The following is a 15,995-nucleotide window of genomic DNA, read 5'->3' on the forward strand; positions in this document are numbered from 1 at the left end:
GATCGCGCTTGCCCCGGAATGGCTGTCTCCTACGCTGCCGGTTAAAGTAAGCGAGGCTTTCCCTTTCCAAAAGAGATGATTTCTGCAAAAAAGATAAGCTCACCTTATCTTTTTTGGAGCGTCAGGATGACAGGTATCCCCTCTTTGCGCGGCTTGCAGGCGGTCGAAGCCGCCGCCCGTTGTGGAAGCTTTGTCGCTGCGTCCGAAGAACTGGCGATTTCGGCCGCGGCAGTCAGTCAGCTCATTCGCACGCTCGAGGATCAGGTCGGGCGCCAGTTGTTTCATCGTATTAATCGGCGTGTCGTGCTGACCGAGGCGGGTGTGGAGATTTTTCCGCGGCTTGCCAATGCCTTCAATGAACTCCGGAGCGTGGCGCGTGAGCTCGGCAGCGGCAATCAGCGATCCTCTCTGGTGGTGTCGGTGGCACCATCCGTTGCCATGGGCTGGCTTTCCTCGCGTCTGCCGGGATTCGTCAATATCCATGGTCCGGTCGATATCTCCCTCAGGGGTGAAGATGATCCGGCGCCATTCGACCGCGACCTTATCGACATGCGCTTGTCCTATGGCGCCTTTCATTACCCGGAACATGTCACCGAAGCGATCGGCACCGATGCAGTCTATCCGGTGTGCTCGCCGCGCTTCCTGACCGGACATGGCCCGATGGCCTCTCCGGAAAATTTGCTGTCCGTCCCCTTGATCCACACCGATTGGGGTCCTGCCGGGGCTTCCTTTCCGTCATGGCGGAACTGGTTCGCATCCGCCGGCGTGACGCCGGGCCGCCATATCCAGCATGGAATGACAGCCAACTCGTCCATGGCGGCGCTTGACCTGGCGCGTGGCGGGCTGGGCATAACGCTGGCGCAGGGGTTGTTCTGTGCCCGCCAGGTAGAAGCGGGCGAACTGGTCGTTGCCTGCAATCACGTGCTCGAACTAGCCAGCCCCTATTGCATCACCACCCCGCGCAGAAGTGCACAACGTTCCGTTGTTGCGGCTTTCAAATCATGGTTCATTGATGAATGCCTGCGTTGTGTAAACGCGCCAATGCTGTTGGCTTCCAAGGTTCAGCGGTAACTCGGCGGCCAACAGCTTCAGCTGCCTCACGCGCCGATATCCCGCAGACGCTCCGCAAGGCGGGACACGTCAGGTCCGAGCGGACGATCTTCCACGAGCAGCGCGGCAATGGATCGTACGAGATCATGGGTCTCTTGCGTACCCCGGCCGCAGCGATGGCCTGCACGCAGATCAACTGCCTGCGCCCCGGCCAGCATCTCGCAGGCAACAAGATGCCGCCAGAGATCGAGCATATCGGCGCACTTGGCCACCGCCAGAAGTGTCTGGGTGGCGTGATCTTCTACCCCTTCGGATACGGGCAGGAAATCCAGCAACACCGGATTTGCCTTATGGCGGATCGCGCCGACAAGCGCCGCAACCGTCTTCTGCAGCGGGACAAAACCGGCGGATGCTCCGCCGACTGATGAAAGGTAACGCGGCAGGCCATTGCGGTCCGATCCGGTCAATTGAATGAACCGGGCCGCGCTGGCCAGCGCAGTCTGGGCGATAGCAAGTCCAAGGGTTTCAAACGCCAGTGCCAGGGACGGCGTGTGGAAATTGCCCGTCGAGAGCACCCTGTTCTCATGGACAAGCACCAGCGGATTGTCAGCTGCCGCGTTCAGCTCAATCTCCACAGCCTCCCTGGCTGCATCCAGCGCATACGCCAGTGCACCGTGGATCGATGCGGCACAGCGCAGGCTGAGCGGGTCCTGAATGGCCGCACGCGCTTCATGCAGCGACGAGCCTTCGAGACGGGCAAGGAGCCTTTCCGCTTCCAGCACTTGTCCGGCCGCAGGGCGTGCCTGCTGGATGGCCGGGTGGAGAATCAACGGGTTGCCGCCAAGCCCCTCGAAACTGAGCGCAGCAGCCTGTCGCTGATAGTCGAGCAAAACATCGGTATCGGCTACGGCCAGCGCGCCCTTCCCCACCGAGACTGCCGAAGCGTTGAGAAGCGACAGCCCGTCCTTCGGACCAAGTGTGGAGGGTCGCAGACCGGCCTTTGACAGGGCTTCGGCGGAGGTGAATACCGCGCCTTCATATTCGGCCTGCCCCTCGCCGATCAGGGTCTGGGCAATGGGAGACAGCAGGACAAGATCACCCGCACCGATCGACCCGATGGATGGAACAAGCGGGTGCACCTTGTGATTGATGAGTGCCAGCAGATCGGCAAAGACTTCAGGCGATAGGCCGGAACCGCCGACCGCCAGCATGGACAGGCGCGCCGCCATGACAGCACGGGTTTCGTCGCGCGGCAGCACTGGACCGACACCCGCACCCCGTCCGCGCACCAGCTGCTGCTGGAACTGGCCCGTTTCATCGACAACCGCTGTCTGGAGATTGGCGCCAAGCCCCGTGTTCAGGCCATAGATATGCTGCCCGGAAGCAGCAGCCGCATCGAGTACGGCTCTGGCCCGGACCAACCGGGTCAATACATCGGACGTCGCACTGACGGTAACATCCTTGCGCGCAACGGCAGCAATATCAGCGATGGTGACGCCTGAACCCGTGAGAACGAGCGTGTTCATGCGAACCGCAGCCTCTGGCCGATATTGTTCGCCTTGGCTTTTTCAAGCATGGCATAGCCAAGCGCGATATCGCTGAGCGAGAGCCCCCTGTGCCAGAACAGGATGGTTTCACCGTCGTTCTCGCGTCCCGTCCTGTGACCGGCGACAATCTGGCCAAGTTCCGCATGCAATGTCTGTTCGGACAGCTTGCCCGCCTCGACATGGGCACGCAGCGAGCCGAATTTGCCGCCTTTGCACTGGCCCCAGTCATCCACCACCAGCTTGTCCATGATATCGGTAAGCGACAGTTCCACCGCGCTCATCGTGCCATAGGGCACCACGAAGGCACCGGGCTTGATCCATTCGGTCTTGAGCATCGGTTGCGGCTCAGGTAGGCGCGATGCCTCGACCACGATATCGGCACCCTCCACGCATGCCTGCCAGTTGTCGGTAACGGTTATCGGCTTGCCGAGATCATCGGCGAGTTTTTTCGCGAAAGCGTCGCGGCTTTCCCGGCGGCGCGAATGCACGCGGATCTCATCGAAGTCATAGAGGTGATCAAGCAACCGCACGTTCCAGTAGGCGGTGCCGCGCGCGCCGATATGGCCGAGCACCTTGGAATTCCTGCGCGCCAGATGTTTTGCACCGAGAGCGGTGATCGCACCGGTCCGCATATCCGTAATGACAGTGGCATCCAGAATGGCTTTTGGCGCACCAGTGCGCGGATCGAACAGATTGAGCACGCCGAATTCCGAGGGATAGTTCAGCTTATAATTATCAACAAAGTCGCCGACGATCTTGACGCCTGCCAGATTGAGCGGCGCCACATAGCCGCGCAACACATTGAAATGACCATGAAACGATTCATCCGGCTCCAGATGCACCCGCGGCTCGATCACGGTCTGGCCGTTGCCCTGCGCGGCGAGCGAGGTCTCGATGGCCGCCAGAATTTCCGCATCGGTCAGCGCAAGCGCCTCGATGTCGAGTGCATTCAGATAGTCGATATAGATCGGTTTCATGCTGTTCTCTCTGCTCATGACGAACGGGCCGGTGTTCTGACGCCCAGATTTTCCCGCAGGGTGCGCCCTTCATATTCCGTACGAAAGAGGCCCCGGCGCTGCAGTTCCGGCACGACCAGTCTCACAAAATCATCAAGCCCCGTGGGAAAGAGCGGCGGCATGACATTGAACCCGTCCGCCGCCTTGCAGCGAAACCGCTCTTCCAGCGCGTCGGCAATCTGGACGGGCGTACCGATCAATTGCCAATGGCCGCGCGCACCGGCGAAATGCCGAGCCAATTGCCGGATGGACAGATTTTCGCGCCGACCGAGATCGATGATGAGTTGCTGCCGGCTCTGGATGCCATCGGTCTGCGGCATGTCCGGCAGAGGTCCGTCGAGCGGATGGGCCGACAGGTCCTTGAGACTGAGATAGCTCGCCAGCAGCGCCACACCGACCTGATCGGGGATCAGTTCCTGCAGCGCATCGTATTTCGCCCGTGCTTCGCTTGCGGTTTCGCCGACGATGGGCGAAACACCGGGCATGATCTTGAGATCGTCTGCCTGCCGGCCAAATCTCGCCAGCCGGGCTTTGACGTCGGCATAGAAGGCCTGCGCCTCGCCCATGGTCTGGGCTGCGGAAAACACCACGTCGGCGGTGCGGGCGGCAAGGTCCTTGCCGACATCCGACGCCCCGGCCTGCACCATCAGCGGCCTGCCCTGCGGCGATCTCCGGCTGTCCAGCACGCCCGTGACGGTGAAATGCGTGCCACGATGATCGACCGGATGAAATTTAGCCGGATCGGCATAGATGCCCCGCTCCGCGTCGAGAATATAGGCGCCATCGTCCACACTGTCCCAGACGGCGGCGGCAGCTTCGGTAAATTCCTCTGCCCGCTCGTAACGCTGGCCATGCGGCCGCAAGCCGCTCGAGACAAAGTTCTCCGCTTCAAGATCGCTGGCGGATGTCACCAGATTCCATCCGGCCCGGCCGCCGCTGAGCTGATCGAGCGCGGCGAATGTCCGCGCCAGGCCGTACGGCTCGTTATAGGTGGTGGAAGCCGTGGCAACGAGACCGATATGGGAGGTATTGACCGCCAGCGACGCCAGCAGACTGAGCGGCTCGAAACTGGTCGAGCGCGCCGCCTGACTGGCAATCTCCGGGTTGCGCTCGCGAATGGCCGCAGCGTCTTCGATGAAGATCATGTCGAATTTTGCCCGTTCGGCCGTCTGCGCCAGCTGAATGAAATGGCTGATATCGACCCCGGCATCGGCATGGGCATCGGGATGGCGCCAGGCGGCAATATGATGCCCGCCCGCCATGAGAAAGGCACCGAGTTTCATCTGATCCGCACTCATGATGCACGCTCCAGACGGGCCGGACGGGGAAGATCGAGATGGCCGCGCAGGGTCGTGGCGTCATAAGCATGGCGGAACACGCCGCGCCGCCGAAGTTCCGGAACAACCTCATCGACAAAGCTGGCAACACCTTCGGGCGCACTGGGCAGCAGAAGGACAAATCCATCGAGGCCGGCTGCTTTCGCCTGCTCCTGCATCTGGTCGGCAATGTCGGCAGCCGTGCTGATGGACGGAACGATGTTCGCGAGAAGCCTGACATCCTGCCGTTGGCGTCCAAGCGCCGCAAGGTGTTCAACCAGACTGGCGGCAAGTGCTTTCCATGTATCCGGTGTTGTCTCCGGCAGGAAAACCACATCCGCCCGCGCGGCAATGTCGAGCGTGCCTGGGGTCAGGACATGGCTGATGACCGGCCTGCCCTGCGGTGACGGATTGACATTGAGCGGGCCGCGCACGGCGAAATGCGCGCCCTTGTGGTTGAGAACGTGCATTTTGTCCGGTTCGAAAAACCGTCCCCGCGCCTTGTCATAGACAAAGGCGTCATCCTCCCAGCTATCCCAAAGCCCCGACACCACCGCAAGATATTCCCGATCACGCTCGGGATCACCGGAACCGATCACGTTCCAGCCTGCACGGCCGCCGCCGATCATATCGAGGGACGCGAAACGCCGGGCGAGATTATAGGGTTCATGCTGGTGTGTAGCTGCGGTGGCAATCAACCCGATCCTGCGCGTAGCCGTCGCCAGCGCCGAGACCAGCATGGTTGGCTCGAACGGCACGGCGAGCGGCGACAGATCATCATGAGGCCGCTGGCCAAAGCTATCCGCCAGCAGGACGAAATCCAGTCCGCCTGCTTCCGCCTGCTTCACCTGCGCCGCCATGTGACTGAAATCGAGCGCGTCCAGCTGGCCGCCTTTTGCGCGCCAGGCGGTCGGATAGTGGCCGAATGGCGTCAGTGACAGGCCGATATGCATCATTCCGCATCCCCGGCGCTGACGCGGATTTCATCGACCTTTTCATTGTAGAACGAGATCAATCCCTTGATCCGTCCGCTTTCGTGAAGCGGCTCCGGATAATACCAGATGATGTTCTCGTGGCGCTTTCCGTCGAGATCGAAATGATAGTAGGACGCCCTGCCCTTATAGGGGCAATAGGTGTGCAGCGCGCTATTCGCCACCGTGCCGGCAATCAGGTCTTCCACGGGAAAATAATAGCGCGGGATCAGACTGGTCTCGAACAGGAAAACCGCGCGGTTCGTGCGGGCAACCAGCGTGCCATCGACAAAGACCTCCACACGGCGCTTGCTGTCGATCGTATCGACCCGCCAGTGAACATTGCGTGGATGACCGAAGATTTCCTCGTCTTCCTCAAACCAGCGCACGGCGCTCCACGCCACCGTTGCATAACCGGCGAGTTCAGGCACGCCCTGCGGCACGTTTTCATAGCTCCAACCGCTACCCTCAGCGCCCTTGAGCGACCAGTAGCGTCTTGCCCCGAGCACCGGCGATGCCCCCGTCTTTTCCGACGGCTGGAGAAGATCAGCGCGGAAGTCCGATTTCGGCAGGTAATAAACGGGGTGACCACCATTTTCATAGACGACGATGGCCTGCGTGCTGTCGGCGATCACCTCTTCACCCAGCTTCAGGCGGATGCGGCGATAGGTCGGTTCAATCAAAACAGCGGGCACTTCCCGGGAACGATAGCTGATGGACATAAGCACTCTCCAAAGGTGAGTTTCTATCGGCAGGCCTGATCAGACGGGATGCGATCAGACCGAAAAAATCGCATCGCGGGTCAACCGGCCGGTGAGGGCACCGGCAGCATCCATGACAGCAAGGACATCGCTGTTTGCAGCGACCATCAGTGCCAGCGCATCGCGCAGGTTGCTGGTGGAAGCGACGGGGTGCGCTCCATCCCGCGGCTTGTCCGCCGTCATGGCATCGCTGACAGTAAACAGGCTCAGGCGCTTGATCGCCCGGTCTATGCCGACGAAGTTTTCGACAAATGCGTCAACGGGGTGGGAAAGGATCGCATCGGGCGTATCATACTGGACAATCCGGCCGCTCTTCATGATGGCGATGCGGTCACCCAGACGGATGGCTTCGTCGAGATCATGGGTCACCAGTACCACCGTCTTGCGCACCCGCTGCAAGATCTGGCGGAACTCATCCTGCAGACGGGTTCGGGCAATCGGATCGATGGCGCCGAATGGTTCATCCATCAGCAGCACGGGCGGATCGGCCGCAAGCGCCCGCGCCACGCCGATGCGCTGCCGCTGGCCGCCGGAGAGCTGCCGGGGATAGCGCTTGAGCATTTCGGCCGGATCAAGACCGACGAGATGCAGAAGCTCGTCGGTCCGGCTCCGGATCCGCGCTTCATCCCAGCCAAGCAGCTTAGGTACGGCGGCAATATTCTGGGCGATGGTCATATGCGGAAACAGACCTACCTGCTGGATCACATACCCGATATGGCGACGCAGGATCACCGGATCAACCTTGGTAACGTCTTCGCCGTTGACAATAATCTTGCCTTCGGTCGGATCGATCAGCCGGTTGATCATCCGCATGGTCGTGGTCTTGCCGCAGCCCGATGGTCCGATCAGCGCAACTGTCGAACCCTCGGGAACGATCAGGCTGAGATCGTCCACCGAAGCAACGCTGCCTTCCCCATAGCGTTTGGTGACGTGTTCCATATTGATCATGCGGATGTTCTTTCTGCGAAGAAGATTTTTTCGGCCCGGCCGAGAATGAATTCCGTTGCCAGCGCCAAGATGGCGATGGGAACCGCACCAACCAGAAGGCGCGACATGTCCATCATGCTGATGCCGACAGCGATGAAATCGCCAAGGCCGCCGCCGCCGATAAACGGGGCGAGCGTTGCACCGGCGAGCACCTGCACGGCGGCGGTGCGTGCGCCGGCGAACATGGCGGGCGCAGCCAGCGGAATGCGAATCTTGCGCAGCACCTGTCCGCGGCTCATGCCCATGCCGATTGCAGCTTCCACCGCATCGGGATCGACGTCGCGCAGACCGATAAAGGCATTGAGCAGGATGGGCGGCAGCGCGAGCACGGTCAGCGCGACGATGGATGGCCAAAGGCCGATACCGAGCAGCGGCATCATGATGGCAAGAATGGCAAGGCTCGGGATCGTGCGCAGCGCATTGATGGAATTGATGACCGCAAAGGCCAACCCGCCGCGATTGATGATGAGAACGGCAAGCGGCAAGCCGATGGCTAACGCAAACACCAGCGAGACGCCTGACATGACCAGATGCTGGCCGAGCGCCCGCAGGAATTCAGGCTGGTTGTTGACGATCCAGTTGAAGGCGGTGATCAGCATGCCCACCCCTCAACGCCAGCGAACCAGGGCTTTTTCAGCCTGGCTCAGAATGAGGTCAAAGAACGTCGCCATCAGCGCCGTCAGGATACCGCCAACGAGGATTTTCTCCGTATAGCTCTGGTCGATGCCCATGAGGATGATGGTTCCGAGCCCGCCGCCGTCGATAAAGGCTGCAACGGTGGCGATGCCGATGACCGTCACCAGCGCGATGCGGATACCGGAAACGATAAGCGGCAAGGCCAATGGCAGTTCGATGCGCAAGAGCCGCTGCCAGGCGCTGTAGCCCATGCCATCGGCCGCATCGAGCACATCGGCGGGGACGCCGCGCAGGCCGGTCACCACATTGCGCAGAAGGATGAGCAGGCAATAGGAGGACAGGCCAACCAGCGCCGGTTTGGTGCCAAGGCCCAGCCACGGGATGAGCAGCGCGAACAGAGCAAGGCTGGGGATGACGAAGATGATGCCGGTGATCGTCAGGACGACGGCATAGAATCGGGGGCGCCGGGCGCAGATGATCCCGAGGATCAGTGCGATGACCAGCCCGATCAGAACCGATGAAACCGACAGCACAAGGTGCTGCCAGGTCGCCGCCAGGATTTCCGGAATGTTTTTGGGAGCCCAGTTCAAATGCGTCGTTCCATATCGCTCAGAATTGAAACAGCGGAGACAATCCTATCTCCGCTGTTTCCGGGATGTCCACGTGGCGGTCAGTCGTCAGCCGCCAGAAAGGTCTCAGATGCCTTTTTCCTTCAGAAAGGCTTCCGCCACTTCCTTCGGTTCCTTCTTGTCACGCTCGACAGCGGCATTCAGTTCGCGCATATTCTCGTTGTTCAAGAGAGGGCTGACCTTGTTCAGGACTTCAGCGATCTTTGGATTTTTGGCCAGGGTATCCTGGCGCACGACGGGCACGAGGTAATAGGGCGGAAACAGGTTCTTGTCGTCGGCCAGAACAACAAGCTTGTTGTCCGCGATCTGCCAGTCGGTGGCAAAGCCATAGGAAACGTCGATGTTCTTGCTGGTCAAAGCGCTGTAGCGGATACCGAGCTTGGCAAAAATACGGAAGTCCTTGAAAACGATCCCGTAGGTCTGCTTGAGACCGGGCAATCCGTCCTTGCGTTCACCAAATCCACCTTCCGCGCCGAAACTCAGATCCTTCGACACGGGACCAAGATCCGTCAGCGTCTTGAGCTTGTATTTGTCAGCAGTTTCCGGAAGCGTGATGATGGCATAGCCGTTGTTGATATTGGTCGGCTGGAGCAGGGTCAGCTGTAGGTTCTTCTCGTAGTAATCCTTGACTTCCCCATAGATCTTTTCGGCCGAACCCGAGAGATCTCCCTTTACCACGGCGGCAAGGGCCGTACCCGTATACTCGGGGTAGAGATCGATTTCGCCGTTCAGCAGCGCCGAATGAGCAATCAACGTCGCGCCAAGATTGGTGCGCCGCTCAACCTTCACGCCAGCCTTCTCCAGAGCCTGCGCATAGATTTCGGCCACCACGAACTGTTCGGTAAAGTTCTTGCTGCCGATCTTCACAACCTGGGCAAACCCCGGCGTTGCAGCAGCCAATGCCAATATTACCCCCAGCCCTATGGAGGCCACGTTTCTGAAAGTCATGATTTACCCTGCGAGCTGACGTAGGACTTTGAATATCCTACTGGTTTCGTTGTTCATTTCGCATGCTAGCAATCCGCGGCAGTAAGTTCGTAGAACAAACTCCCAATATTTCCCGGATAAGTAGAAATTATTTACTCGGCAATTGCAATCGCTTTGGCACTGCAATGTATGGCCTTTACGAGCATCGCAAAGCCACTCGGGTGAACTGTCGAGGGGTATGGCGTGGATTCGCACGGCCCGTGATGAAAATGTGCCGCGCTGGAGCGAACAGTCCCTGTCGCAGCAGCATGCTTTTGCTCACACTCTATCTACACATTTTTTTCGATTTGCCGGCGCATTTCATGGGCAATCGGATTGAGTGCCTGGGTGGAAAGAGGCCCGACCAGGCTGTAGCCGATACCCTCCTTGGACCAACTGACTCTTTGCACGGAACCGGTCGATTGCGACGACATGGGCGCGTTTTTATCGGCTGTCATCGCCCGTGTCAGCATCACCAGCCGGGTGCCACGGTCATCGTCGTACATGAGCATGCCCGCGGGGCCGTGCGCTGTGGCGACAACCCGCCCCCCCATGAACCGGTAGCCGGAGCCCGTCAGGTCAGGCACGGATATATTGTGGCCCAAACTGTCCGAAACCCATTTGACCAGGCTAACCTGATCGGATGCCTTGATTTCGACTGGTCGCCCTTTATCGCCAGCATACACCTGATAGCTGTATGTCGCCTCGTCAGCCAGCGCGATGATCCCACCGGCGGCCGGTTGACCCATATCATGAAGCGACCAGCCGCCCGTTATGCCAACAGCAAGCAATACAACAGCGGCCGCCGCCGAGCGCCAAACCGGGAATCTGGGACGGCGCGCACCATCAAGCATGCGCACCAGATTGAGCTCCGGAGGTACCGGTTCTTCGCTGATTGGTGCGAGCGCGGACCGCAGTTCATCCCGCTGCCTTCGGTAACTTGCGATCCTTTTTGCTTCGTCAGGGTGCTGCTCGAGATATCCGGCTACCTCATCCCGCCTGGTCGTGCTGAGAGCTTGGTCGACATAGGCATGCAGATCGTCTTCCGTAATCGGGCGCTTGTTCATTTTACCCTCCTCAAATGAGGACCGTTTTCAATTTTGTTGCTCACATCGCCCTCGAGAATCTGCCGCAACCGTTCACGGCCGCGTGCCAGTCGCGACATAACCGTGCCAACGGGAACCCCGAGAATCTTTGCGGTCTCCGCGTAGGACAGATCTTCAACCGAAACGAGAAGAATGACGCTTCTCTGTTCCTCGGGCAAAGTCTTCAAGGCACGCAAAACGTCCTGCTGGTGTAAGACGTCCTCTTGCGCGGGCCGTCCGGAGAGAGCCGGGTCAGATACGTCATCAATGTCCAGATGCACCCCGCGCCGTGCGGTTTTCCTCAAGCTGTTAATCGCCAGATTGTGCAGGATCGTAAACATCCATGTTCTGGCGTTGCCATCCTCACGCCGCTGATGCCAATGACTGACGGCCCGCTCCAGGCAATCCTGCAGCAGGTCATCGGCAGCCGATCGATCCCCCATCAAGCTGCGCGCATATCGCCGCAAGGCCGGAATGAGGGGCTCAATCAAAACGACCATATCTGTCATGACCGCACCCCTTCTGGTTCAAGACATTGTCTTGCGTCTTTGGCGGTAGCCGGTGTGCCAATGAAATTTTGACGCACTGTCCTGATCTGCAACCGCTGCCCGCATTCCGCTGTCCGGCGGCAAACCGAATGCGGGCAGCGCGTTATCATTTGGTCTGCACCTGCACGGGCGTACCGATTTTGGTGGTCGTGCCGGACGCAACCACCAGATAACGGCTCGGGGCATCCTGTCCACTCTGCGCCAATTGACGAATGGGGCCAACCGCATTGACGATTGCCGAACCTGCGGGGTTGGTCATGAACGCTGCCAGCGGCTCGAGCATACCACCGCCATCCGCCTGAGAAGCCAACGCCAGCACATAAGGCTGCTTTGGCTCCAGGCCCGTCACCGCAGCTTGCAGGACCTGTGTAAGCCCCTGATCGAAGAGGGTCACACTGGTCGGCTTCGCGTCCGCAGACGCAGCAGGTGTCACCGAACCGAGGGTCAAGTGGGCCGCTTGGCCAGCAACACCGAGAGGTTGCAAGTTCTGCATCCCGTCACCTTCCGGGACGGCATTGGGAACATAGGCCAAGGCTTGCGGTGCCTGTCCGATGGGAATGGTTGCAATCACCGTATTGGTCAGCGTGTCGATGGCCGCCAATGCATCGGCATTTTCCAGACCAACGTAAATGCGTGTGCCATCGCCAGAGGGCCACAGGCCATGCGGGAGCTTACCGACCGGGATCGTAGCCACTTGCTCAAACGTGTCGGTGCGGAAAACCTTGATCTGGTTCAATCCACCAACAGTCACATAGGCAAACATGCCGTTGGCATTGCGGACGATATTCACGTGATTGGTGATCGGCCCCGTATCCAGCGTTTTGAGGAGTTTGAAAGGGGGCTTGGCGTCAAACACCTGTGTCCTGCCCACGTCTTTCAGCGTGAACCAGACCTGCTTGCCATCGGGCGTTGCTGCAAGATCAGGGCAGAATGGACTTTCCTGCTTCACATGGCCGACGATCTTGTGATCGGCAATGGAGATGACAACGGTTTCCGGATTGAACGACGAACAGACATAGCCGTATTTGTTGTCGGGCGAGAAGATTTGCATGCCCGGTCCAGCGGGAACCTTGATCCGCGTCTTTTCTGCAAATGTATGTCCATCCAGAACAGCGATGTAATCTTCACCCCGAACCGTGACCCAGACTTCCTTGCCATCGAGTGTGAAAAATGCCTCATGTGGGGCCCGCCCGAGGTAGGTGACGTGTTTGATTGCGTTGGTGGCCGTGTCGATAAACGTAACAGAATTGGTGCCGATCGAGACAACCGCAAGCGTTTTGTGATCGGGGGAGAAACCCATGCCGTGCACAAGCACCTGGCCGCGATAGAGCGGACTGAGATTGCCAGGTTGTGGATCTCCGAGCCGGATCACGCCCAACAGCTTGTTATCGAAGGGATCGGTAACCGATACTGTATTGGAGAACTGTTCGGCAGCGTAGACGCGATCACGATGACTGACCGGAACGTCGGGTGCCGAGGCCAATCCGGGTACCTGCCCGGCCAAAGCAGGAACCAACCCTGCGACCGCGGAGCCAATCAGCAATGTTATTGTAAAAAGCTTCAATCTCATTTCAAACTCCCTATTTCATGTTCATGGCTGGTGACATGGACATTGCTTGCATTGACGGCGAGTGGGTATCCAAATCAGGTATGAACGAGGTTTGGGTCGGAGATGGCTTGGATGGAGGCAGGGGATCGCCGATCGCCAGGCGCATCGCTGCAATTTCCTGTTGCTGCGTGACGATGATTTCCTGGGCGAGACGCTTTATGTTCTCGTTGTTGCCATAGCGCAGAACCGCCAGTGCCATATCAATCGCGCCCTGATGATGCGGCACCATCATCGCAACAAAATCGCGATCAACATCACCGGTTGGCTTGACCTCCATGTCCGCCATCATTTTTGTCATGGCCGCATCATTTTGCGTCAGAAATGGCGTTTCGTTCTGCACTGCAGATTTCGTCGCGTCGCTCATGCATATCACGTCGCTGGAAGGATCGCGCGCCGCAGCAATGGCGGACCAAGCGACAGCAAGTGTTCCGGCGAGAAGAAGTGCTCGTTGACCATTGAGATATCGATGGGACATGTCTTTCATACTCCGATCGGATTGTGTGTGTTCTGATGGTGAGACACGCCAAACGCCGGTTTATTCCACGCCGTGGCATTTTTTTTGCATTGAGCATGTTCGCGCAAGCTGCTGCGCCGAAGCTGGATGCCGAAATCTCTTTACCGCTGCCGTTTGCAGCTCGAGGCTTGGTGGAAGGGTTGACCGTCCAATAAGGGCGCCGCCCCGCAGTGTTATATTTGTCGCCAGAATGCCTGAGACCCCTGTCTACGGCGGGGTCCAATATACGCAACAGCAAGGTGGCTGTCCGTTGAAGGTGCGATTGAAAACCGTCGTGGAGGTTACAGACGAGACCGCTTTTCCCACGGCCTCCATTTTGGGAACATAGTCTCGCTTTCCAGATTCTTTCGCTCTTTATGGGTCCGTTGCTACCAGTGGCTGCAGAAATCCGCCCAAATGCGAGCAGGTGACGGCAGCACAATCACGCCCCGCAACCAGACAGCTGTCGAAATCTTTTTGATGCAGGAAAGCCACCAGAAAGCCGGCAATGAAGCTGTCGCCCGCTCCGGTCGTATCCACCACCTCTGTCTTCCTGCTGCCTACTCGAATTTCACCGTCACCACCGTGAGCGATTGCACCGGCACTGCCGCATGTGACAACAGCGTTGAGAGCACCTGCGGCGAGATAGGCTGTCAGCAATTGTGTTGCACGTGCGGCGTTCTCCCCCGCCGACCCGAAGGCGATTGTCAGCCCATGGGGTTCAAGGTGTGCTGGATCATTGTTCACGCCGAGATCCTGCGATACGCTGACACCCCGCTCCGTGAGGTGACGACGCAGCGTTCCCCCGTCGTCGAGCCAACCGATATGCACGTGATCCATTGTTTCGAGAACTGCCAGATCGCGAGCCGATGGGGCATATCCAGAGCAGGTGCCAAAATCTTCGTCGACTATTATCCGATCGCCTGATGAAGCTATCGAAATTTGTGTCGACGCCGTTTTGCCGGCTTTGCTCTGGATGTATTGAACGTTCACGCCATTTTCTGCCAGGAGCGCGACCGTGCGCTTCCCGGCAGCATCCTCACCAACGGCACCGAAGTAGAACGACTGGCATCCCAGCCGCGCGAGTTGAACCGCAACATTGACTGCATTTCCACCAACGACCGAATAGGCCGGAGGCGCCTGAAAGTAATCGATGCAATTATCGCCAACGGCAGCAATGCGCAGTGGTGTCTTCAACGTGCTTGAACCTTTCTTCAAATCGAAGGATGGCTTGGACCATGATCGTCTCTAGTATGCGACCCGCTTATAGTAACGGCGGGTGGTCAGCGGATGGTTCCGTATCACTTCCAAATGGGCGCTGATCCGCTCCAAAACAGCTGCCAGCAGAATGGGCGAGACAAGCCCGCGCAGTTCGGCAGAAACACCTGGTAGATCAAATGCCGCCGTATCGATGACCGACACCTGATCGGTATAGTTTTGTGCGAAGCTCTCCACACGGTCGGCCAAGGGACGGCAAGCATCTTCCCCCTTTAGCAGGAACAGGCTGACATTCTTTTCGACGAGTTCCAGCGTTCCATGAAAGAAATCCGACGCATGCACGGGACGCGCCCGTATCCATTGCATTTCCTCCAGAATACACATGCCGTAGTAAAAGGCCGCCGGCCACACATTCCCGGCCCCGGTTATGATGTGATAATTGGAATTCGCCAACCGCATGGCCAGCCCATTTGCCTGATCTTCGAAGGAACGCTTCACGTCGAGAAGAAGACCCGGCAACTGTGTGAGTTCACCAATCAGCTGGTCATAATTGGCAATCTCACCGCGATGTTTCATAACGGACAGAGCAATAATCAGCGATTGCAGATAGAAAGATTCGCAGGACGTATCGTCTTCTGCGAAATTAACGAACACGTGATCGCCACCCTTTCCAAGAGGTGTCTGCTCATGTCCGACAAGGGTGATAACCGTTGCCCCTAGCGTTTTTATTTTCTCAAGCAGTGCCACGCTCTCTTTGGTCGTGCCGGATAGCGAGGGCATCACGACGATCGATTTCGCGGTGAGATTGCGCGAACCGGTCACCAGCAGCTCTGCCGTCGATTCGATAAAGGCGGGAAAACGCGACTGCCGCTGCAGCAATTGCACGGCGGGCTGCATGAGGATTGCCGCGCCGCCGGTGCCGAGGAAAAATATGTTTTCAGCTCCGCGAGCCAAACAGCTTCCTATGACCTGATCAAGGCGGTTTTCCAGCGCGAGCGCGCCGGTTTGGATGCGAAGATATCGCTGTTCATCAAAATTCAGCATGTTGGTCTTTCTGGCAGAGAAGTGTGGATTGTTCTTAATCGGAGATACATTCATAGTTGTAAGACAACTGACATCATTGTCAATAATGCCCATATGAAAGAGAGCGATTTAAATGATAA

At 58.5% G+C, this 15,995-nt stretch carries 16 protein-coding genes; 1 reads left to right on the forward strand and 15 read right to left on the reverse strand.

Annotated elements, in window-relative coordinates; genetic code table 11:
- Nucleotides 1–75: 75 nt before the first annotated feature.
- Nucleotides 76–1,071 carry a LysR substrate-binding domain-containing protein gene (locus tag RDL77_RS12310; RefSeq protein ID WP_308526400.1) on the forward strand — a complete coding sequence of 332 codons (996 nt, stop codon included), beginning with the start codon at nt 76–78 and terminating at the stop codon, nt 1,069–1,071.
- A 26-nt stretch (nt 1,072–1,097) separates the two neighbouring features.
- On the opposite strand, the gene hutH is transcribed toward RDL77_RS12310, so the two are convergent.
- The 15 genes from hutH to RDL77_RS12385 form a co-directional block, all read right to left on the reverse strand.
- Nucleotides 1,098–2,576, reverse strand: a complete 1,479-nt coding sequence (hutH, locus tag RDL77_RS12315) for a histidine ammonia-lyase (protein WP_288193032.1) — start codon at nt 2,574–2,576, stop codon at nt 1,098–1,100.
- Nucleotides 2,573–3,574, reverse strand: a complete 1,002-nt coding sequence (locus tag RDL77_RS12320) for an ornithine cyclodeaminase family protein (RefSeq protein WP_288193033.1) — start codon at nt 3,572–3,574, stop codon at nt 2,573–2,575. Before RDL77_RS12320 ends, hutH begins: the two co-directional genes overlap by 4 nt.
- A 14-nt stretch (nt 3,575–3,588) precedes the next feature.
- Complete coding sequence (locus tag RDL77_RS12325) at nt 3,589–4,911, reverse strand: LLM class flavin-dependent oxidoreductase (RefSeq protein ID WP_288193034.1); 1,323 nt, start codon at nt 4,909–4,911, stop codon at nt 3,589–3,591.
- Nucleotides 4,908–5,885, reverse strand: a complete 978-nt coding sequence (locus RDL77_RS12330) for an LLM class flavin-dependent oxidoreductase (protein WP_288193036.1) — start codon at nt 5,883–5,885, stop codon at nt 4,908–4,910. Before RDL77_RS12330 ends, RDL77_RS12325 begins: the two co-directional genes overlap by 4 nt.
- Entirely contained in the window at nt 5,882–6,622 is a 741-nt protein-coding gene (locus RDL77_RS12335; protein WP_288193037.1) for a DUF427 domain-containing protein, read from the reverse strand. Before RDL77_RS12335 ends, RDL77_RS12330 begins: the two co-directional genes overlap by 4 nt.
- Nucleotides 6,623–6,676: 54 nt before the next feature.
- Nucleotides 6,677–7,609, reverse strand: coding sequence for an ABC transporter ATP-binding protein (locus RDL77_RS12340; RefSeq protein WP_288193039.1), 933 nt, complete (start codon nt 7,607–7,609; stop codon nt 6,677–6,679).
- Nucleotides 7,606–8,247 carry an ABC transporter permease gene (locus tag RDL77_RS12345; RefSeq protein ID WP_223614445.1) on the reverse strand — a complete coding sequence of 214 codons (642 nt, stop codon included), beginning with the start codon at nt 8,245–8,247 and terminating at the stop codon, nt 7,606–7,608. Before RDL77_RS12345 ends, RDL77_RS12340 begins: the two co-directional genes overlap by 4 nt.
- A gap of 9 nt (nt 8,248–8,256) precedes the next feature.
- Nucleotides 8,257–8,874 (reverse strand): ABC transporter permease, encoded by a 618-nt coding sequence (locus tag RDL77_RS12350; RefSeq protein ID WP_288193040.1) that lies wholly within the window; start codon nt 8,872–8,874, stop codon nt 8,257–8,259.
- A gap of 105 nt (nt 8,875–8,979) precedes the next feature.
- Nucleotides 8,980–9,861 carry a glycine betaine ABC transporter substrate-binding protein gene (locus RDL77_RS12355; RefSeq protein WP_223614449.1) on the reverse strand — a complete coding sequence of 294 codons (882 nt, stop codon included), beginning with the start codon at nt 9,859–9,861 and terminating at the stop codon, nt 8,980–8,982.
- A gap of 308 nt (nt 9,862–10,169) precedes the next feature.
- The gene (locus RDL77_RS12360) at nt 10,170–10,946 is read right to left on the reverse strand and encodes an anti-sigma factor (RefSeq protein ID WP_288193042.1); all 777 of its coding nucleotides are present in this window, start codon (nt 10,944–10,946) and stop codon (nt 10,170–10,172) included.
- Nucleotides 10,943–11,473 carry an RNA polymerase sigma factor gene (locus RDL77_RS12365; RefSeq protein WP_288193043.1) on the reverse strand — a complete coding sequence of 177 codons (531 nt, stop codon included), beginning with the start codon at nt 11,471–11,473 and terminating at the stop codon, nt 10,943–10,945. Before RDL77_RS12365 ends, RDL77_RS12360 begins: the two co-directional genes overlap by 4 nt.
- A gap of 145 nt (nt 11,474–11,618) precedes the next feature.
- Entirely contained in the window at nt 11,619–13,082 is a 1,464-nt protein-coding gene (locus RDL77_RS12370) for a YncE family protein (RefSeq protein WP_288193044.1), read from the reverse strand.
- Nucleotides 13,083–13,092: 10 nt separating this feature from the next.
- Nucleotides 13,093–13,605, reverse strand: a complete 513-nt coding sequence (locus tag RDL77_RS12375; RefSeq protein WP_288193045.1) for a DUF305 domain-containing protein — start codon at nt 13,603–13,605, stop codon at nt 13,093–13,095.
- Between the two features lie 384 nt (nt 13,606–13,989).
- Nucleotides 13,990–14,811 (reverse strand): PfkB family carbohydrate kinase, encoded by an 822-nt coding sequence (locus tag RDL77_RS12380; protein ID WP_288193046.1) that lies wholly within the window; start codon nt 14,809–14,811, stop codon nt 13,990–13,992.
- A 51-nt stretch (nt 14,812–14,862) separates the two neighbouring features.
- Nucleotides 14,863–15,876: an SIS domain-containing protein gene (locus tag RDL77_RS12385; RefSeq protein WP_223614457.1), complete on the reverse strand. Its 1,014-nt coding sequence runs from the start codon at nt 15,874–15,876 to the stop codon at nt 14,863–14,865.
- Between the last annotated feature and the right edge of the window lie 119 nt (nt 15,877–15,995).

The organism is uncultured Phyllobacterium sp. (assembly GCF_902479695.1).
Classification (GTDB): domain Bacteria; phylum Pseudomonadota; class Alphaproteobacteria; order Rhizobiales; family Rhizobiaceae; genus Phyllobacterium; species Phyllobacterium calauticae.